Origin of the sequence: Legionella brunensis, assembly GCF_001467025.1 — a bacterium.
Taxonomy (GTDB): domain Bacteria; phylum Pseudomonadota; class Gammaproteobacteria; order Legionellales; family Legionellaceae; genus Tatlockia; species Tatlockia brunensis.
This window is the reverse complement of sequence record NZ_LNXV01000029.1, coordinates 324615-343610: the sequence shown is the minus strand read 5'-3', so window position 1 is coordinate 343610 and position 18996 is coordinate 324615. Positions and strand designations below refer to the sequence as shown.

Here is an 18996-nt window from a genome sequence, read left to right as displayed (position 1 = left end):
GATTAATGATTTTATACGATTTATTCGGAAATTAGCTATGGCGCGCTGATGCCCACTTTTTTGTCTAAAATTAATACTACGATTAAGACAATGCAATTAAGCGGAGCATTATCATGCCAAGCGAAAGAGCCAAGTTCATGAAAGAGGTTATAGACAAATATAATAGGGAGTTTATAGAGCCAGTAGGCGTGTTATTAATGACATCTCTCCCCAATCAAGAAACACTAGAAGATTCAAACATTCCGTCAAACCAAACATACATCCGTGTGCAGGGCGGAGAGGGTAATTATAATGCGTTATTCTATATCAATAAAGCGACTAAAGAATGTGTCAAAATAGATACCGATCACCTATCAGTATTTGATAAAGTAGCAAAGCCAAAGAAAGAGTTTCAATATATACCATTAGACAGATTAGATGAAATCGGAAGCCTTACAGATCAAACACATGGGAAGATAGAATTCGTCCATGGTGGATCATCTGCGCCTTTTACCATTATGGGCAAGTCAGCAACCATTCGCAAATTTGATAAAAAAAATCAGTTCACTCAAGAGACAGTTCAAGTGCCTCAAGCTTTGATTCCTACTGGGCAACTGAGGAAAAAATATGGGTTATATCCTATAGTTGGTGAATTATCTATTGGGACTTTTGGCCACACAGGAAAAAGAAGGCAAGGAGTTAATTATGGTGCTATTTCTGGCATTGATCCTAATAAACTCCATGGTGCAGGTTTGGAAGTTGCGGCAAATTACTCAAACTTAGGTCAGAGAAAAATAACTGCTGATGTACTGTATGAGAATATGGAATACACGATTCTCACCATAAGAAAAAACAATTACGTTGAGGCATTAAAAAGATTAGAAATGTTGGCACAAAATTATATGGTAATGGGGGGGGGATTAAGCAAATCGCAAGTTGCAACCTTTTTATCTTATTTAACGAATGAAAAAGAAATTTTGTTACTTCAAGCTAAAGATAATCCGAATGAAATCCAAAAGATTACGCATTATTTTGATAAATATTCAAAAATAATATCTGACAAATTATCTAATATAACAGTGACCCTGGTTGAGCCAAATCAAAATTTAATTCACTCCATCGAAAACAAGTATCCTGTTATCTTTTGTTGTACCGTAAAAGGGGCGTCTTTTGGTCAGATTTCAGGCGAAAAAATGTATGTGGGGGATATTAATCTTGATGAAATAAAGATGCTATTTGTTGATGAGGCCCATAAAAATGATCTTGTTCAAAAATTAATGACGCTTGGCTATCAAGATAAAATCCAGGTCAATGTCCTACCTCCAAAACCTAAAGAAATATTCACTATTCCAAAATCAATTGAAGAATTTCAAGAGACTATCATGGCAATAGAAGAAGAGTCTCGGAAAGCTGCTTTGCAAATATGTGAAGAAGAGGATGAAATTGTCAATGAAGCAATCCTTCAAAAAGGAAAAAATTATTGTGAAGGAAAAAATTTAGATGCAGTGGATATATCAGAAGTACAGGAAGCCATTGTACATGACTATGTATATGAATGGTTAAGGCAATATTGCAATGATTTTTTCAATAAATTGGACTTCAATAAAAATTCTTTTGCCTTAATAAGTTATATTTTTGAAAAATATAACTTTTTTTATGTAGATAACATACTTTCTAGCTATAAAATACTTTACGATCCTATCGCAGTAAAAATAGAGAGTGACCCAAATTATTTGGAAAAAGCACCGAATGCATCACAAGAAAAAATGTATCGATTAGAAAAAATATATTATTTTAAGGCAATGTCAGAAATTCTCAAAAAAGTGAAAGAAGGACTAGTAACATGGCCCATTAAGAATGACATTGATTTTCCTCAATTATTTGAAGATAAGAAGGAAGGAACTACTGGATCCATGGGGTTTTTCAAACAACAATTCATGAGTGAATTTGAGAAGTTTGAGTTTCTTTGCAATCTATGGACTTTCATTTCCGGGGATTCAAAAGACTATAATAATTTGAAAAATCAAATTATTTCCGCAGCAGAAAAACTACTGGACAACACTACTCTTTTGGAAAAAGTGATGAAGAATCGTAAGGAAACATTTCTGCTTAACAATTTATTCATTCATACTGCATATTGTAAAAAATTAACAGAAAAAGAAGAAATAGTAAGTGAAATGTATGAATTGAATAAGAAACTAGGAGATTTTTAAGGCGCAGTTATTACATGGCTATAGAAACTCCTGACTTAACGAGAGTGTTTTTCTAGTAGGAGCAAATCAAATCCAATGGAAAAACGTAACATTTATTTCGTAGTTGGAACATGGCAATAGACTCGATTAATCTGATTGAGCATAATAGTTGAATATTACTCTATTATGAAAGGATTCAATGAAAAGCAAGTACTTTATTATCACTACCTTGAGTGGTTTTCTAGGCTGGGTAAGTACTGGTTTTACCGCCGCTCCCCCATATACTACACCGCCGCAATTTATGAGCCTGTATTTTGATTTTACTGGCAAGGGAGAAACGGATTTTCCTAAGGGCAAAACAACAATTGCGGACTATTTGATTAAGTCAGAACAAACAAAAAATCAGGATAATCTCTATAGTGGCCCTCTGATCTTGCTTCTAGATTCGTCTATTTACATTTACGACCAAAATAGGAAGTTATTGTATTCCAAATTATTACGAACAAATCGTTCTTCCGGCTTTTTTGAGATGACTGCGGTTTCACACGTAGGTCCAGCCTTATCCTATCTTGCCAAGATTAAACAAAATGGTGATCCTTCTTGGAAACCAGCTATGGCTAATTTATTAGAAGATATTAGGCAAGTAAAAATTCTTAATGCGCAAACTGAAGATAATTGGCTAGACAGAGCAAATATCAAAGCCTGGCAACCACATCAGCAGCAAATAAAAGCAATGGTGGATTATGCGATGTCGATGGCAGGAAATTATATTGTATCTGTGCAAGAGGGAGCTCCATTTGATTTGAGTTCAGTGCAGCAAAATTTTTTAAATGGTAACAAAGACTATCCTATTCCGTATAATTCGGTCATGGTGGCCACATTTATGCTAACAGCCATACAAAGTATGAGTGAAGTTCATGATGGTATTGCTAATCTTAATTTAAATTGGCCGCAGGCGATGGTGATACTTCGTAATGTCGCAGGGGGAAATGTTTCAGCTGGATTAACCCGAGGTACTAATTGGATGGTACCTTTTGTAAATGCCTTATCGAATAATCAAATACCAAATGACAGAATGTTAATTGCTCCTTATGCGAAGGTTCAGCCTAATGTAGGTAAAGATCCCTTACCAGAATCAGACTACCAATATTATGCCTATGCGGTTTGGGGGAGTATCTACAATCGGAGTAAGATATCACAAGCCGTGTTTACAGATTTAGAGACAATCTATCTCCCTGGGCGTCCTGCAATTCCTGGGGATTATGGCTATAGCAACGCTTCAGATATAAACGATTTTATGGTTCGCTTAAAATATTCGTTGCTCTCTCCAGAAGAAATGTTGTCTAACACTGTAGGATTTTGGGTAGCAGGAGAAATGCAGAATAAAAGCTGGAATATTGAAAAAATAGAAATCCCTGGCTTAACGACTGGCTTTCCAGCAGGGGTAAATAAATATCCAACGAAAAATCCACAAATTAGCCAATAATAGGTAATGGCTTAAATGACGCTGTGAAACCAATCCGGTTTCACAGCAGACTTTAGAATTGGAATGAGGCAATAACAGACTCATTTAATTCATTAAGATCAATCTCTACAATGTGTAGGTAAAGGTCCCTAACGCTATTGTCTCGTTTTGTAAATAAAGGGGGATGAGCAAGGCGGAATTCGGCAATGGTCTTTAATTCCTTGTACTTAGATAGTGGATCAAGAGGCTTATTACACACTGCCCTCATTTCTTCAATTCCCTTGGGTGTTTTTCTAAAATCAAAAAAAGGAACTGCATATCCTTTAGTATCCCAGCTCTTTGAGTTTAAATTCTCAGCAATAGTCTCCAATAGAGTCGCTAAATTTAAATTTTCTTTTTGTTGGGTGCTAGTTAATGGTAAGTCATGCAATATTTGGGAAAAAGGAGTGTAATTATCTTTGCCATATCCGGGATAATAAATAGCAAAAACGACACTATCAAATTGATCCGGACGCTTCTCTAATTCTTCTCGGTAAAGAGCAGCTACTTCTTCAGGAGGATTGTTGAATGCACCGCAACCAAAAGCACTTAAAACAACGTGTCTAATACCATGGGACTTTAGCGTATCTAATTGTGCTGCTATTTTTTTTCGCATCGACTCTTTATTAAATAAATGTCCACCTCTTAGGTCATCTGCAGCTGATCTTAATTCATAGAATAAAAAATAATTATCATTTCCTAAGTCTTCATACCCCATCGCCTGGGTTGTTTCTTTTCCTTTGATACAAACTCTTGGGGTAGTTGTGTCCAAGTAGACTTTGCCTTCTTCTCCATTGATTAGAGTGGTCATTTCTTTTGTATATCGAGTTTTTTCTGCATTCATTTCGTCATCAGAAATAAAAAAATGACAATCAGTACGTCGATACATGTTTTCTTCTTGAGCAATTAAACCCTCAAGATAACCGCCACCAGGTGTATAAGCATTGGCCATATTTAAAACAGCATAAATTTGCCCTTCTTCCTTAGTTAATTGAAGAGTGATATCGCCCCAGTCGCCTTGTAAAACTCGAACACGACTAGCAGATGGGATTGAAGCAGCCTTTTTCCAACGTTGAAGATTAGCCTGTGCTGCTGAACGATAATGAGAACGTTTTTCCTCATTATCTAATTTTGTCAACGTATCCCTCAAAACGTCTCGTCGCTTCTTGAGTTCAGCCTGTTGAAAATTAATATCCACATCTTTTTCTTCTAACAATATTCTGGGCATATAATTCTTTGGAAATAATAATATGAATAATTGTACAACATTAATTCTTAATGTAGAATTATGTTGTTCTCTATTTCAAAAATACACTGATTGTTCAAGGCAAGTGAATTAATCATTAACAAATTAGTTGCATTATTTAAAAACTGATATCATTCCTTCTCGTTTTCAGATAAGGATATTTATTCATGAATTTAAATGAAATAGCTGATAAGTTAGCATTATTGAGCACAACCCATTTCTGTGATGCTTCTGCAAGTATTCGAATTTTTGATTCCGCCATTGGTAATCTCTCCAATCAAGCCCGCTTGGTAGGAAAAGCATTCCCCATTGAAGCGAATGGTGATTTGTTATCTATAATGCAGGCTATTGAACTTGCTAACCCAGGCGATGTGTTAGTCATTGCTTCAAATGGTGCGCAAAAGGCTTTAGCAGGAGAAATACTTGCTACTGCTGCTTTAAAAAAAGGAATAGCTGGTATGGTAATGGACGGTTATTGCCGTGATGTTGATGCTATTCGTGCACTTGATTTCCCTTTTTATGCCAAAGGAATTTATCCTGCAGCCGCGACAAAGCATAAATTAAGCCCATTAAACGTGCCCATTGTTTGTGGAAATATTGCTATTCATCCACAAGACATTATTTTTGGTGATGATAGTGGCCTTATTGCCATGAGTTATGCTGAACTAATAATGCTTTTGCCTGTTGCTTCTGAAATTAAAGCAAAGGAAGTAAAGGCACTTGATAAAATACAGCAGGGAATGGCATTAGGAGATATTTTTAATCTTCAAGAATATGTTGACGAACTTAGACAGCAGAAATCTGGCTGCTTAAAGTGGTTATAACGCATGTTTTACCTTTGATATGATATTGGGAATACCACCAGGCTACTTTAACAGACAATGTAGCTTGGTGGGTATATGCAATAATCAGAGAAACGTCAGTAAATTTGTTAATTTTCAATTTTCACGTCACCTTATCGACTCAGTCCTGGCTTGAGTTACGCCAAACTAACACAAAAATCATTTGCTCATTTTATTGCAAGGTCGTATTATAAGCGCCCCATTATGGCAAAAAATATTCAATTGGTTTTTAGTTTATCCAGAAGGCAGCTATGATTAAGTACACCCTTAACAACACGTTTATTCAATCTTTACAGCAAGCAATTGAGAGAAATTCAGCAAAAGATAACTTTTCTGCGTGGCTCAGTGAGCTTCTTGGGCATTCACCTAAGGAAAAAATAGTAGAGGAAGTTGCTGCAATTAAGGCAATATTGGTGAGTTTTAATATGCCTTTTATGCATCCTGAAAGAAAAAAGAATATTCAGGACATGTTAGGGAAACTACAGGATTTTCAAGTAAAGAATCGCTTGGAAACTGAGGAAGTGGATTTTGCAGTTATCGGTGATTTTCTACTAACGCCAGAAGGGCTGCACATAGTAACCGGGCGTCGTACTCAGCATACAGTGTATAATTTAAGTGCTGCCGCTGAAGTTTGTGCAAGTTCATTTAAATCCCACACGCCTGAGAGAAGTCATCTAACTTTTGCTAAATTTTCTCTTTCTTGGTTTATGACGGATAAAACGTTTGATCTGGATTCAGAAAACGATACAGATTTACAGTTAAGCAAAAGCAATAATGGCTATTACACCTGTAATGACGAAAATAAAGAAAAAATTTTAAGACAATATCTCAAAGATTATAAAGATAACTTTCAACTTTCATATTTAATATCAGCCTTATTATCACAGTGTAATCAAAATAATAAAGACAAGATAATCCGCCTCTTAAAAATATTAGCCACCGATGAAAATACGAAATATTTACTTCAGCATTCTTTCGTAAGAGAAAATGATTTCATAACCATGAAAAAAATAGTTAGCTCTTCAGAGAATGAATGGGTAGTGGAAAGATTTATACCTTTTGATAATTCTGAGTCTCAATTTTCTTTATTTCAAGAATACGTAAAGGCTGGTCAGTTTGATCTTTTAGCTCATTTATGTAGTGGCTTAAGGGACGATGACAGTAAAATGCAACTGTTACTCAAAGTTATTTTTTCAAGTGGGCTGCAAGACATTAAAAGTCTTATTTCAGGAATTAGAGACAACAAAATACTGGAAAAAATTTATCTTCATCCCAATTTTTTATCCATGCTTGCTACAAGCATAAGCCGCAAAAAAATACAATTAAGTGAAGGGAGTATTATTATCGTCCTGGAAGAGATTAAACAGAATTATTCAAAATCAAAACAGGATGGTATTGATGACATTATTAGAAAGTTGAAGCCCAAAGAAAGACCTAAGAAAGTAGAGCAAAAAGAGAATGAAAATGAACGTGAAGAGTTGGCCAATCATTTAAAATCTTTATTAAATGAACATAGAGTCGATTTAACGCAGACAACTATCAGTGCAATTGAGACGCTAAATTATTCTGAAGAGACCGCTAGAACATTAAAAACAAAGATTAACATTGTAACCAATGAGATAGCTAAGAATAAAAAGGATAGCAAACGAATTCAGCAGTTAAGTCAAAATATAGATATAATATTAGGCAATTTAAGTCAGGTAATTGATGCGCTGGATGAAGGGGGTGAAAGTAAAGCTGCCTATGAGAAGGAATTAGGTCAGATAAAACCACAGGCAGATAAAGTGGATAATTATACCCACTGTGTAGCTGCATTAAGCTCTCTACAAAAAGCTGCCACAGAGACACTCGGTCAATTAAAAGATAGATTAGAACACAAACAGTTTTTAATTGTTCAAATAGGTGAGCTTGCGAACCAGGCCGAATATAATGAAAAAGAGCTACAGAAAATGTCATGTGATGAGCTTATTGTTATTCACAAGGCTTTAGTAACGCCCAAGGAAGAGGTTGCCCCTGTTCAGCAGCTGCAAAAAAAAGAGCCAAGGAAGAAAAAGCAAAGTCATTGCAGAAGCAAAAATAAAAACAAAAAAAATGTCAGCGAATCGGTCGAAGAGGAATCGATTTTAGAAGAGAATATGAAAGAGAGTGTTAGCGATACTTTTTCTGAACCCCTTATCGAGACATCCGTCAATGATGAATCTCATGAGAAAAGATCTCCTGAAGTGGACTGCTCTGAAAATTCTCTCAAAGAATTGAATATCCCACCTCAAGAAAGCAACGAAAAAAAGGAAGAGACGAAAGAACTATCGAGAGGTGGTTATAAGAGAAGAAAAAAAATAGAGAGAAACATTCAGAGGCAAACAGAATTAAACTCGATGAAACTTAAAGTGCCTGACTTTTATGTAAAAATTTTTAATTTACTGGAACCTCTTGGCAACCCTTCTCTAAGAGGAAGTTCTCTGTACCGTCTCATCAACGAAGCAAACCATTGGGAGTCGAAAGAGGTTTTACCCCCGGTATCTGATTTCGATTTTATAGCCAGTTGGTCTGATGACTCTCTTATTTGCAAACAATTTATGCAGAGTAATTTTTATAATACTCCCTATGTACCTGCCTTACATCAGGGATTACATCGCTGGCTAGAAAGTAATGGTTTATCTGGTATTGAACTTGATGTATTTAGGATAGAACCTAATAAAGTAACTCTTGATGATTTTACTATTTCAGCGATTTCTATGGATAGAACAGGACAAATTTCTGTTAAGTATGACAGTGCAGTCTCTGATTTAAAGAAATTACGTTTAGTACCTGCACCAGGGCAAACAAAAGAGAACTTTATTAATGATCCCAAACTCATTATTCGTACCCTTAAATACATTTGGAAGGGTTTTAATCCAAAAGGGGAACTCCCAGCGTGGATTAGTGCAATGGATCTGAAATCTGTATTGGCTAAAAGCCAAAATAGAAGTTATTTTGAACATAATCTTTGTAAAATTCTTACGCAATATGAGGAGAATGGAAAACTTGCTTATTGCATAGAATGTTTAAATACACATGCCCCTAATCTTAAAAAGCAATTCTCTTTTATGGAAAATGAAAAGACAGTAACTAGCTGGCTTCAACAGATGCGTTTGACTAAAATGCCTAAAGTCAGTCAGACAAGATATAGTTTTATTACCTCCCTGGATAATAACACATCCAATGTTCCAACTTTACCTACACATAATATGGAACAAAAATAGTTTAGAGAGTGGGTACCACCACCTGATTAGGTATGTTGTAATCAGGTGGCTTAAGGGGCTGTAATTGCAATCAACTAGTATTAAAAAATACTTCCAATTCAATTTATATTGATCATTAAGAATTTAAATGGATCTTTTTGTGTTAAAAAACATCAGTCATCTTAAGTAATCCTTAATAATTGTTTGTTAGCCTATTCGCAATTTACGAGTTACTGACAACCAAGAGGGCTTTAATATGCTATATGTCATCGTAAACCTACCGCCTCGTATGAGGTTTAATCCGTTCATGTCCCACACTCTTTTTGATACTTTTCACCAGCTAAAAAAACAAGCTAAACAAGAGCTCTCCCCATTAATCTCTTATGAAACTGACCTTAATAAAGCTAAAGAACAAGCTAGCAAGTTATCAAACAATGCCTCACGTGTACTTGTAATGGAGATGCAAGTAAAGCACCGTTACGAGATACCGCAGCAGCGAATTCAATTTATTCAGTCCCTTAAAAAGGCAGAGTTTTACCTAGGTGCTTTTCATAAAGAAATTTCGGTGGCTCAGCCTATGCCACCAATTGCATCAAAGTCAGAAGTATTGAAATTAGCTACTCAAAATTTACAGAAGCATGGGATCCCAGGATCTAAAATTCCAGAAAATGTGGTTAGGAAAATTCAGGGCGGCTCTCTTGGGATTCAGCACCTTCCCCCGCATGTTCAGAAAATTCTTGAATCAAATCATCAAAGGCTTTCTCTGGGAGCAAAACAAACCCTACCTAAAGAAACTCCTAAACAGGAAGCTAATCTAAAAGTAGAGAAGCCTAAAGCAAGTTCTAAACCCATAGTGGCTAATCAAGCTCCCCGCCAATTGCCTCCTAAGGTTAATGTAAGGCCACCTGTGGTTCGGCCAAACCCCGTACCCGTTGCAGTTTTACAGCAACCGAATCAGGGTAGAGAAGATGAGCTAAATCACAATGAATTCAGAGCAATTCCTGTGGCAGCATTGCCTATCCCACCGGTGGGGCCTCTTGGGCATGTACCTCAGCCAGATGCTCGTTTAAAGGTAGCAGCGGCTAATGCTGCAGAAAAACTCAATGATGATTTGCCGATGGAATGCACGGATCCTATTACTCTGGAGCCGCTGACTGATCCAATAGAAATAAACCGGCGCGTGTACAATCGTGACACACTTTTAGACATGATAAGGGAAGGGCAGTTTATGGATCCATTTACTCGGGAAGCCATAGATCCTGCAACAGCAAAGCCTGCTCATTATATGCTTCAAGCGATGTCTCAACATTTGGCAGTAATGAAAGGCGATGAACCTCTCTTGTTAGCAACTCATAAAGAGACAAAATGCATTCCTCTTAAAAATTTATTAGAGCAATGGGAGCAATTACTACAAATGCCCGCTAACGCACTCTAAATTTCCTATCAATGGTAAGTATCTATATCCCGCTTTTTTTCTAATGCGGGATGCTCTTCAAATTCAAAATTTTTATTATATATTCAATAAGTTACATGATAGTGAAATCTCAATGTAATCATCTTTCTTTAAAAGGAAGAAAAATATTCTCTGGAAACTCTGTTTAAATTTTGTCCTATAATAGAGGAAGGACTTTTTCTAGGCATCGTTAATGATTAAAACAAAAATTATCAAAGGCGATAGGTTGCTTAAAATTTATCAAAAAAAATACATCTCATTAGCACACAATAACGTAGATTTAGAGTACTTTAAACAATCTAAGGTACGTGTATTTTTTCGAGACTCTGAGGAAAAAATGATAGCAGGTTTTTGCCTCAACTCGGGTCCTAACTACCGTACTTTTCTTCCTTTGACGTCAACTCAATTACAGCAAATAAATCAGAGTTATCGATTTAACAAGAGACCTCCACATGAAATTAGCTGCCTTTGGATTGAACAAAACTCTCAGCATGCTGGTTGGGTAGTGTTTCTATTTTTAGTCATGATGGTTGACATGTTACGTCTAAATCGGGGAGCCTTAATTTTTGGAACTCACGGTAAAAATGTGAATAACTATTTTGCTTTTTCCCTGCCAAAAATTATTTTCTATGAAAAGTTATTTGTAGCCACAAAAGGAGAGGTATGTGATTTTTGGATTAGGAAAGGGTCTAAATTTCAAATAATTAAGGGGTTTATTGTTCTCGCAACTATAAGGTTAATTCTGGGGTATAGAGCTTTAGCCAAGTTTCGTTTACGGCATTATAAAGATAAATCAAATTAAACGACTTAATGCTTCAGAATTAAATGCTGGAGGTAGTATGAAAAGTAATCTTGTCTCTTCGGACAAATTAGTGCTTTATGGAGGACAGCCTACTCGCCAGAAACCTTGGCCTACTTATGATAAAGGGAATGTTATTCTTGATGATGAAGATGCCAGCTCGTTAGAGGAGGTTCTACGCAGCAAGAAATTATTTCGTTATGACAATCGAAAATTAGAGGAAACCAAAGTAGGACAATTCGAAAATCAACTTAAGGATTTTTTCCATATTGATTATGCCCTTGCTGTAAGCTCAGGAACTGCCGCTCTCTCACTCCCATTAATGGCTCTCGGCTTACCTGAAAATTCATGAGTAGGTTGTCCAACTTATTCGTTCACAGCAACTCCTAGTGCCATAATGATGGTTTTAAAGAAATAGCCACTCAATTTTCCAAGCTCGACATACTCATTAATAATGCTGGAATCTATGAAGATCAGCAACTTACAGAACTTTCATGTGAAAACTGGGATCGTTTCATCAGTAATAATCTAAGTTCTGTTTTTCTTTGCTCACAGAGGGCTGCTTGCCTCATGAAGTCATATCGACAAGGAAAAATTATTAATGTAGGGTCAATGTATTCTCTTTTTAGTCATCCTCATTCCATAGGATATACAACAACCAAAACAGCAATACAGGGTTTAACTCGGGCTCTGGCTGCAGAGCATGGTCCATGGAATATACAGGTAAATGCCATACTACCCGGATGGTTTGAAACGGCAATCAATGGTTCGTTACCAGAAACAAGCAGAGGCGAAGAAATCAGAAAAAGAACACCTTTGGGGCGATGGGGACAAGCCAAAGATGTTGGTCCATTGGCTGTTTTCTTGTCCTCCAATGGCTCTGATTTCATCACTGGAACGATGATTCCCATTGATGGCGGTTACTCTATTTCTGATCGAGCTTTATGGTAATGGCATTTAATAGCATCTATTGTTGGTATTTATTTTGCGATTCTATTTCAGCTTTCCCTGCATCGGAAAAAATTTGGAAAAGCTGTTCTCTTGCTTGCATAGCAGAAGTGTTTGTATAGTCAGTTTCTTTGTTAATTTGTTTTTGCAAAACTTTCCCATTGACTAAATATCGAGCCATTTCCTCAACAACATCACCATGATTTTTAAGTTCATTTAAAAAAAATGATATAAAAGAATGGTTGCTTACAACTTTTCCGGTATTGTGTTGATCTTGAGAGTGAGCAGCAAAAAAATCTTGGATGAGATTAATCATTTTAGGGAAAGAAAGGTTTTTGCTTTTCGTGACTAAATGCATTATTTCTTGAATTTTCTCTGTCGTTTTTGGTTTTAAAAAGCTAACAGTCTTTGTCTCTTTCCATTTACGATATTCTAAAGAAGCATTCTCAATAATTGTTTGTAGTTTTTGTGATGGGGCACCCTGCAAGCTTTTAGCTGAAGTAGATTCTTCTACGTCTTTCGGTAGTACTTTACTGAGTAAATTTTTTATATGGAATCTAAACCGTGGATTTGATTGTAAACTTTGTAATATTTTAATTCCTTCTTTCTGTTGATTTTTATATCCGAATTGTTCATTAACCATGAAGTTTGCTTTACTAAAAAGAGCCTCTTCATGCCCAAGTGCAATCGCTTTATCCAGGAAAAAATGCAAATTTTCCTCATCTTTCTTGTAAAATGCGTCTAATGCGTGCTCCCACATTAAGTCAGCTTTGTTGTCAGGTAAGCATGCGCCATTTGTTTTATAAAATTTTTCTGCATTCCGAAAGCTACCACCATGTGTTTTTACCCTAATTTGGCTTAAATCAAGATGGTAGTGATTTTTTAATAAATCCAAAAAATTAACTAAATTTGCTCTGGTGGGCTTGTAATGACCACTTGAGACAGTTATCTCTACCAATTTACCTTCTTTGAATTTGAGTGTCCCCGCACAAAGAGCAGATTTTCCCTGTAAAAAAGCTGAGTGATGAAAGATGATATCCAAACTACTTGATGGATTATTGGTGTAAATAGAGCCATCTTTACTCGCTGCAAAGATAACAGTCCCTCTTTCAGTTGCTACACCATCCGAGTTTTTCGTATCAATGGGATGTCCTGCAAAATAAAAAAGACCATCTCCAAAATCTAATTTATACTTTTTTGGATTTTCTACGTAAGTGACATATCGCCTGTCGATACCGGTTATTTTTTGATTATGTACTATCGTTTCAAGAAATGATCTGAAGTAATTCTGAGTATCGTAGGTCGCATTAGTTAGCCAATCGTGTACATAGGTATTACCAGCAAAAATAGCTTCTGGCCAGTAGGCTGGATCCATCATTTTCCCAGGGTATGCAAGATTAGTTTTTGGCGATATTAATCCCTTGATTAATGACCATCTTGCCTTGGTTTTTGTGTCGGCTTCAGGGAGAAACATCGTTACAACAGCTTTTTTTTGAATTTCTAAAATTTGTATAGCTTGAGGATATAGTTTTAATTGCTCCTCCCAGGTCTCCTCGGGGCTTTTTTGTCTAACGTTCAAAGGGATGGTTTTGATGTACCAGTTAATGGCACTAATAAGAGTTTCAAGAGTATCTGACTCAACTCTTCCTTTTGAAGTGAACTCCTCATTGCAGCCTTTAATTGCTTCATTAATTAGTGCTATATCTTTATTTTTTTCTTTATTTTCAATAATCGGAAATATAGTAGGCATGATTTTACAAACATGGCTTAGTTATCTATTAAGTATGGCACTCCTGTATTAAGGAAAGATGAAGAGGAATTTGGGTATTTTTATTGTTAGAGTGATAGTAGGGGATTTGATTATTTTTTGAAATACTGGGAACTTAAATCCAGGATTTCTACAGACATTGCAGTTTTGCTAAAATTACATCTGCAAATAATAGCGCTTAAGATGTCCAGTATTTGTTGAGCCAGCTTGCTTTTCAGTTCATTAGTTCGGCCAGGAAGGATTTTAATTGTTAAATGAACAAATGAGCCATTATCAAAATCATTGCCAATAAAATACTTGTCATAGACTGCTATTCTACTTTTACAACTCGTTATTTGTGTTGGCAATTTATCAGCCAATAACTGATGCAGTGTTTTAAATAAGGGGTTAAAATCGACTGCTGATGCAACATTGTCGCTACACTCTAATATTAAATGAGGCATAATCAGCGTCTCTCTATTAAATAAAACCCTCGCGTGATTGTATTTTGTAGTGTGGTGATTAGCAAGTGAGGTGGTCAATCCCACTCGATTTTAATAGGCCTTTACAGGTGATACAAAACCGGCAGGTTTAAGTGCCCATAGTGAGCAATTGATTTTTTGTAAAATATTTTCCGCGGTATTACCAATGATAAAGCCCGATATTCCTGTTCGTGCGACTGTTCCCATCACTAAAACATCGATTTTTTGCTCACTGAGGGTAGCGGGAATGAGTTCAGTGGGATTGCCTTTTAAATGGTATATTGACGGTTTATCCGTTATGTTCGCTTCATGAATTAATGTTTGTAGCGCATGGTAATGTAACCCGCTTTCACGTAAGACCATTTCATCTAATTCTTTTGAAGTAATATCGACAAATGCACTATGACGCAGGTAGCGCTCCAAAATAAAATCCCAACAGGAAATAACATTTAAACGCCCTTTGTAGTGTGTTGAAAGGGCATGAGATAATTTGAGAAGCTTAAGGGCAAGATCATGGCCAGCAGCTTCTTCATCTTTGGGGTCGATAGCAACGGCTATATTAATGGTTTTGCCAGAACTTATTGGACGATGGAGAAATAAAGGACATGGGCACTTGCGTAACAAGGCCATATCTAAAGCTTTAAAACCTTTCGTACTATCGCTGTTTTCCGCCGCTTTAATAACAAGATCATAAGAATGACGAAGTACTCGCTGAATAATACGAGTTTCTGGCGTGTTACCCCATTCTATCTCTAATTTAATAGCTGGTTTTTTCTGATGAAGGGACAAAGATTTTTTTGCCATTTCAATTGCGTGCTGCATTTTTTCTAAAAGAAAAGTCTCATACGAATTTTTATACTCATTAAGATGATGTTCAAACGGAGGACATATTATCAAAATATCTAGCACAGATTTATTGTCATGAGCCAAACTTATAGCATCCTGCAGGGCATCATTTTCCTCTCGGACTCCATTGCTCACAAATAGGATATTTTGAAATTGCTTCATTTGTTCTCCTCCCTGAGCCAAATTGATTGTAATGTTTCATTTGGTTGATATTTAAAGTAAATTTGCTTATTAGATAATTGTAGCTTGATTTTGACTATTTTTTCTTCCAATCAATAGCCCTTGAGGATGATGAATTAATAAGGAAATAGATAAATGCACCATACCCTTCCCCTGATTACCACTATTGCTATGGGATTTGCTTTAGCGCTAATCATGGGATTTATTGCGGTACGCCTTAAGCTTCCAGCACTAGTAGGTTATTTACTAGCTGGTGTTGCTATGGGGCCTTTTACTCCGGGGGTGACGGGAGATGTTGAGATTGCTCAGGAGCTTGCAGAAATTGGGGTTATGTTACTGATGTTTGGAGTGGGGTTGCATTTTTCTTTGTCAGATTTAATGAGAGTTCGTAAGATTGCAATCCCTGGCGCGATTGTTCAAATGGTTGTCGCAACAATCCTTGGAGGTTGTGTGGCAATTATGTGGGGTTGGAATTATGGTAATGCATTAATTTTTGGCCTTTCTCTGTCTGTAGCCAGTACAGTTGTATTATTGAGAGCGCTTGAAGAGAGAGGAGCATTAGAGTCAATTAATGGTCATATTGCTGTGGGCTGGCTATTGGTTGAAGACCTGGCTATGGTAATTGTACTTGTATTGCTTCCACCATTATCCCACTGGCTTGGTGATAATTCATCAGTCCACATACAAAAGCCACTATGGCTTGTTCTAGGCCTTACTCTTGTAAAAGTATCAGCTTTTATTGCGCTGATGTTTCTGGTAGGACGTCGTTATTTTCCCAAACTGCTCTGGCATGTTGCTCGAACTGGTTCGCGAGAATTATTTACTTTATGTGTGATTACCGCAGCAATTAGCATTGCTTATATTGCTGCCAAATTATTCGGCGTTTCTTTTGCCCTGGGAGCTTTTTTTGCTGGTATGATTATGCGAGAGTCCTCATTAAGCCATCGTGCAGCGGAAGAGTCTTTACCGCTTAGAGATGCCTTTGCTGTATTGTTTTTTGTTTCAGTTGGTATGTTGTTTAATCCCTTTGTCCTTGTTGAACAACCGTTACAAGTTTTAACTGTTGTAGGCATTATCGTTATTGGAAAATCAATTGCAGCCTTTGTGCTAGTCCTTGCTTTTCGCTATCCACTGCAATCAGCATTGATAGTCTCAGCGAGCTTGGCTCAAATTGGTGAGTTTTCTTTCATTCTTGCTGAGCTAGGGATACGCTTGGGTATGCTGCCAATGGAGGGGCGAAGCTTTATTCTAGCCGGTGCACTGATATCGATAGCCATTAATCCTCTGATATTTAGGCTTATCAAACCTATTCATGCCTGGGTGAAATCTCGTCCTAAATTCGAGATTTTTGAGCGTTCGGACGATCCTTTATCAGAGTTACCTATGACAACTAAGGAAGAGTATCTTAGTGAGCAAGTTGTTCTAGTAGGCTATGGTCGGGTAGGGAAACGTATCGCTCAGTTACTTTCTGAAAAAGCGATTCCTTATGTAGTCGTTGATGAAAATAGAGAAGTCATTGAACGTTTACGAGCTTCTGGCATTCCTGCTGTTTATGGCGATGCATCTGAGCCTGCTGTGCTTATTCAAGGTCATATCGCTCGTGCCGGTATGCTTATGATTGCCGTACCAGATGCTGTCCATGTAAGAAAAATGATTCAATGTGCGCAAAAAGTTAATCCAGCAATAGAGATGATTGTACGCACTCATAATGAGGAGGAAGCGGAATTGTTACAAAAGGAAATTACCGGAAAAGTCTTTTTTGCTGAAGGCGAAATTGCTAAAAATATGGGGCATTATGCACTGAACCGATATGGAAAATTGCCATGATTTATTGTTTCAGCTAAAGAGTTGCCAGTTCTATTCAATATTGGAGCGATGAAAGCAATGAAGCGGTTCTTTTTTCTTATCATGTTACATTTACGTTTTACTTGTCTTGTTATTAGCAAACTAATAATTATTGTGCTAATAGGGTTTGTATTGGTGGCATTGTTGTTTGGCTATTTTTCCTGGTCAGTAACGACTCTGGTTATATTAGCGACTTTAATTTTACTGAAATTCCCTTATCTCTATGATGCTATTTTGTTGAAATTAAAACCTGAGGATTATGAGTTAAAACTTAAATAAAATGACTGTTTTGGACGCATAGCCTAGATGCCTACGACCGAGCTACCCGTCTAGCATCCAGCGCCTGACATGAGAACGGTCGGAACAAGTTGATCTTTTTTTAACTTATAGATTTTACCAGGGGTAACGTCGACCCAGTTAGTAAGCAAATCTGGATTTTGTGTGTCTTTTGACCAGACTAGTACTCTGAAGTGTCCAGCATTTTTAGGTACGCTTAACGTGAGCTCCCCTGTTTTTGAAATCATTTGTATTGAATTCTGGTCCAACTGTACTCCATAAATTAAGGCCTTATTGGCTTCTTGCATGTCTTTAGTGGTAACTGCCCATTGAATTGCAATCTTTGATTTTTGATGTTTAAGGGGGTACGTTGTCTCGTTATCAAGGACGATATTCTCAGCAAATCCTGTTGCTGAGAATAGTAATAGTATAAGTAAGCATGCTATGAAATTTTTCACCCTATCATCCAATTGTTATTCAACAGTTATTCCTTCTTGAGGAGTGCAGGGCGCATCTGAGTTTATCGTTGGGGCTTTTAATGAAAAGATACCTCCAGAGCAAAGTGATGCAGTTTTACCTGGTCCTTTGAACGATTTTTTTGGGATATGCACCGTGACGCTTTTAATGACATTAACAGCCTCGGCAATTTCGAAATCACCTACCATACTTAAGAATTGATAGCTTTCTTCAGCTGATAGTCCTTGGGTACGTACTAAAAAATCAATGGCATTTTTGGCAGCCATTTGCATTGCTTCAAAGAGGTCTTCATGTAATCCGACTACAATCCACTCGGTAGCGTTTTCGATAATTGGCCAAGTAAACAAATGCCCACCCTTACGTTTCGTTTTGTCAAAAACGCCCTCCGCTTTCAAGTCTTTTCTTACGATAAATTGCAGGGTAATTCCTTGATAGGAAGTCTCTAAGGCAGTGACATCAATTTCACCGTTGCTTTGCATCGCATGCGAATCTCCAGTCCAGACTAAGGCTCCTTTTTGAAAGACGGGAAGGTAAAGGACAGAACCTGCTTGCAGACTAGGTTCATCCAAATTACCGCCAAACGGCCCGGGGGGAACCGAATTAAATTGTCCGGATACAGGCTGCCCCATTTGCGTCTGCAGGTTGACTGGCCAACCGTCTGGCCAGTCAAGTGGGGGAGCTACCGCTATTACGCCTGGGAAGGGTTTCAGATGTAAGCAAATGCCTTTTGTGAATTCGGTCGTGTTATTTTTCTTATCGTATTTAAAGTATTTGATTCTCGGTTTGGTAAATTCCGATAAAATACCTTGGGTTGGGCTTAAGAAATTATAGCCAAAGTCGTTGAGTTTTATATCGAGAATGCGTATTTCTAGTACATCACATTACCCCGGTATTGCTGTCTCTATTGTGTATTTTTAATTTGCATGCAACCTCGCCGAGTTTGACAGCAAAGCTACCAA

At 37.0% G+C, this 18996-nt stretch carries 15 protein-coding genes and 1 pseudogene; 10 read left to right on the top strand and 6 right to left on the bottom strand.

Annotation, left to right across the window (positions count from 1 at the left end; translation table 11 throughout):
* The first annotated feature begins 113 nt into the window (after window positions 1-113).
* Window positions 114-2192 (top strand): hypothetical protein, encoded by a 2079-nt coding sequence (locus Lbru_RS10280; protein WP_131793483.1) that lies wholly within the window; start codon window positions 114-116, stop codon window positions 2190-2192.
* A 178-nt stretch (window positions 2193-2370) separates the two neighbouring features.
* The gene (locus Lbru_RS10275; RefSeq protein WP_058442041.1) at window positions 2371-3657 is read left to right on the top strand and encodes a DUF5624 domain-containing protein; all 1287 of its coding nucleotides are present in this window, start codon (window positions 2371-2373) and stop codon (window positions 3655-3657) included.
* 52 nt (window positions 3658-3709) lie between these two features.
* On the opposite strand, the gene Lbru_RS10270 is transcribed toward Lbru_RS10275, so the two are convergent.
* Window positions 3710-4903: a poly(ADP-ribose) glycohydrolase domain-containing protein gene (locus Lbru_RS10270; protein ID WP_058442040.1), complete on the bottom strand. Its 1194-nt coding sequence runs from the start codon at window positions 4901-4903 to the stop codon at window positions 3710-3712.
* A gap of 185 nt (window positions 4904-5088) precedes the next feature.
* Here Lbru_RS10270 and Lbru_RS10265 point away from each other — a divergent pair, with 185 nt between their 5' ends.
* From Lbru_RS10265 to Lbru_RS16905, 6 genes are all read left to right on the top strand, one after another.
* Window positions 5089-5745 (top strand): RraA family protein, encoded by a 657-nt coding sequence (locus Lbru_RS10265; protein WP_058442039.1) that lies wholly within the window; start codon window positions 5089-5091, stop codon window positions 5743-5745.
* Window positions 5746-6014: 269 nt separating this feature from the next.
* Window positions 6015-9005, top strand: coding sequence for a hypothetical protein (locus Lbru_RS10260; protein WP_058442038.1), 2991 nt, complete (start codon window positions 6015-6017; stop codon window positions 9003-9005).
* A gap of 286 nt (window positions 9006-9291) precedes the next feature.
* The gene (locus tag Lbru_RS10255) at window positions 9292-10419 is read left to right on the top strand and encodes a U-box domain-containing protein (protein ID WP_058442037.1); all 1128 of its coding nucleotides are present in this window, start codon (window positions 9292-9294) and stop codon (window positions 10417-10419) included.
* Window positions 10420-10630: 211 nt separating this feature from the next.
* The gene (locus Lbru_RS10250) at window positions 10631-11239 is read left to right on the top strand and encodes a hypothetical protein (protein WP_058442036.1); all 609 of its coding nucleotides are present in this window, start codon (window positions 10631-10633) and stop codon (window positions 11237-11239) included.
* Window positions 11240-11276: 37 nt separating this feature from the next.
* Window positions 11277-11588: a DegT/DnrJ/EryC1/StrS family aminotransferase gene (locus tag Lbru_RS10245; protein ID WP_058442035.1), complete on the top strand. Its 312-nt coding sequence runs from the start codon at window positions 11277-11279 to the stop codon at window positions 11586-11588.
* Window positions 11589-11650: 62 nt separating this feature from the next.
* A complete protein-coding gene (locus Lbru_RS16905; protein ID WP_083500895.1) occupies window positions 11651-12187 on the top strand; it encodes an SDR family NAD(P)-dependent oxidoreductase in 537 nt (178 codons plus the stop codon).
* A gap of 16 nt (window positions 12188-12203) precedes the next feature.
* Here Lbru_RS16905 and Lbru_RS10235 read toward each other — a convergent pair whose 3' ends face one another.
* The 3 genes from Lbru_RS10235 to Lbru_RS10225 all read right to left on the bottom strand — a co-directional run bounded on the left by Lbru_RS10235 (window position 12204) and on the right by Lbru_RS10225 (window position 15421).
* A complete protein-coding gene (locus Lbru_RS10235) occupies window positions 12204-13934 on the bottom strand; it encodes a hypothetical protein (RefSeq protein ID WP_058442033.1) in 1731 nt (576 codons plus the stop codon).
* A gap of 110 nt (window positions 13935-14044) precedes the next feature.
* A complete protein-coding gene (locus tag Lbru_RS10230; RefSeq protein WP_058442032.1) occupies window positions 14045-14395 on the bottom strand; it encodes a 5-carboxymethyl-2-hydroxymuconate Delta-isomerase in 351 nt (116 codons plus the stop codon).
* A gap of 90 nt (window positions 14396-14485) precedes the next feature.
* On the bottom strand, window positions 14486-15421 hold the full coding sequence (locus Lbru_RS10225; protein ID WP_058442031.1) for a universal stress protein: 936 nt from the start codon (window positions 15419-15421) through the stop codon (window positions 14486-14488).
* A gap of 153 nt (window positions 15422-15574) precedes the next feature.
* Here Lbru_RS10225 and Lbru_RS10220 point away from each other — a divergent pair, with 153 nt between their 5' ends.
* Both Lbru_RS10220 and Lbru_RS10215 read left to right on the top strand, forming a co-directional pair.
* Window positions 15575-17266, top strand: coding sequence for a cation:proton antiporter domain-containing protein (locus tag Lbru_RS10220; protein WP_058442030.1), 1692 nt, complete (start codon window positions 15575-15577; stop codon window positions 17264-17266).
* Window positions 17267-17323: 57 nt separating this feature from the next.
* Complete coding sequence (locus tag Lbru_RS10215; RefSeq protein ID WP_131793485.1) at window positions 17324-17563, top strand: hypothetical protein; 240 nt, start codon at window positions 17324-17326, stop codon at window positions 17561-17563.
* A gap of 50 nt (window positions 17564-17613) precedes the next feature.
* Here Lbru_RS10215 and Lbru_RS10210 read toward each other — a convergent pair whose 3' ends face one another.
* Together Lbru_RS10210 and Lbru_RS10205 are read right to left on the bottom strand one after the other, a co-directional pair.
* Window positions 17614-18018, bottom strand: a complete 405-nt coding sequence (locus tag Lbru_RS10210; protein ID WP_065235455.1) for a hypothetical protein — start codon at window positions 18016-18018, stop codon at window positions 17614-17616.
* A 15-nt stretch (window positions 18019-18033) separates the two neighbouring features.
* A pseudogene (locus tag Lbru_RS10205) lies at window positions 18034-18915 on the bottom strand (acetamidase/formamidase family protein); the annotation flags it as partial.
* Between the last annotated feature and the right edge of the window lie 81 nt (window positions 18916-18996).

Bases quoted from the DNA above. Each gene is read 5' to 3' on its own strand.
- Lbru_RS10275 (WP_058442041.1), top strand. From the start codon at position 2,371: ATGAAAAGCAAGTACTTTATTATCACTACCTTGAGTGGTTTTCTAGGC.
- Lbru_RS10270 (WP_058442040.1), bottom strand. From the start codon at position 4,903: ATGCCCAGAATATTGTTAGAAGAAAAAGATGTGGATATTAATTTTCAA.
- Lbru_RS10245 (WP_058442035.1), top strand. From the start codon at position 11,277: ATGAAAAGTAATCTTGTCTCTTCGGACAAATTAGTGCTTTATGGAGGA.
- Lbru_RS10215 (WP_131793485.1), top strand. From the start codon at position 17,324: ATGAAGCGGTTCTTTTTTCTTATCATGTTACATTTACGTTTTACTTGT.
- Lbru_RS10250 (WP_058442036.1), top strand. From the start codon at position 10,631: ATGATTAAAACAAAAATTATCAAAGGCGATAGGTTGCTTAAAATTTAT.
- Lbru_RS10260 (WP_058442038.1), top strand. From the start codon at position 6,015: ATGATTAAGTACACCCTTAACAACACGTTTATTCAATCTTTACAGCAA.
- Lbru_RS10230 (WP_058442032.1), bottom strand. From the start codon at position 14,395: ATGCCTCATTTAATATTAGAGTGTAGCGACAATGTTGCATCAGCAGTC.
- Lbru_RS10255 (WP_058442037.1), top strand. From the start codon at position 9,292: ATGTCCCACACTCTTTTTGATACTTTTCACCAGCTAAAAAAACAAGCT.
- Lbru_RS10235 (WP_058442033.1), bottom strand. From the start codon at position 13,934: ATGCCTACTATATTTCCGATTATTGAAAATAAAGAAAAAAATAAAGAT.
- Lbru_RS10265 (WP_058442039.1), top strand. From the start codon at position 5,089: ATGAATTTAAATGAAATAGCTGATAAGTTAGCATTATTGAGCACAACC.
- Lbru_RS10220 (WP_058442030.1), top strand. From the start codon at position 15,575: ATGCACCATACCCTTCCCCTGATTACCACTATTGCTATGGGATTTGCT.
- Lbru_RS10225 (WP_058442031.1), bottom strand. From the start codon at position 15,421: ATGAAGCAATTTCAAAATATCCTATTTGTGAGCAATGGAGTCCGAGAG.
- Lbru_RS10280 (WP_131793483.1), top strand. From the start codon at position 114: ATGCCAAGCGAAAGAGCCAAGTTCATGAAAGAGGTTATAGACAAATAT.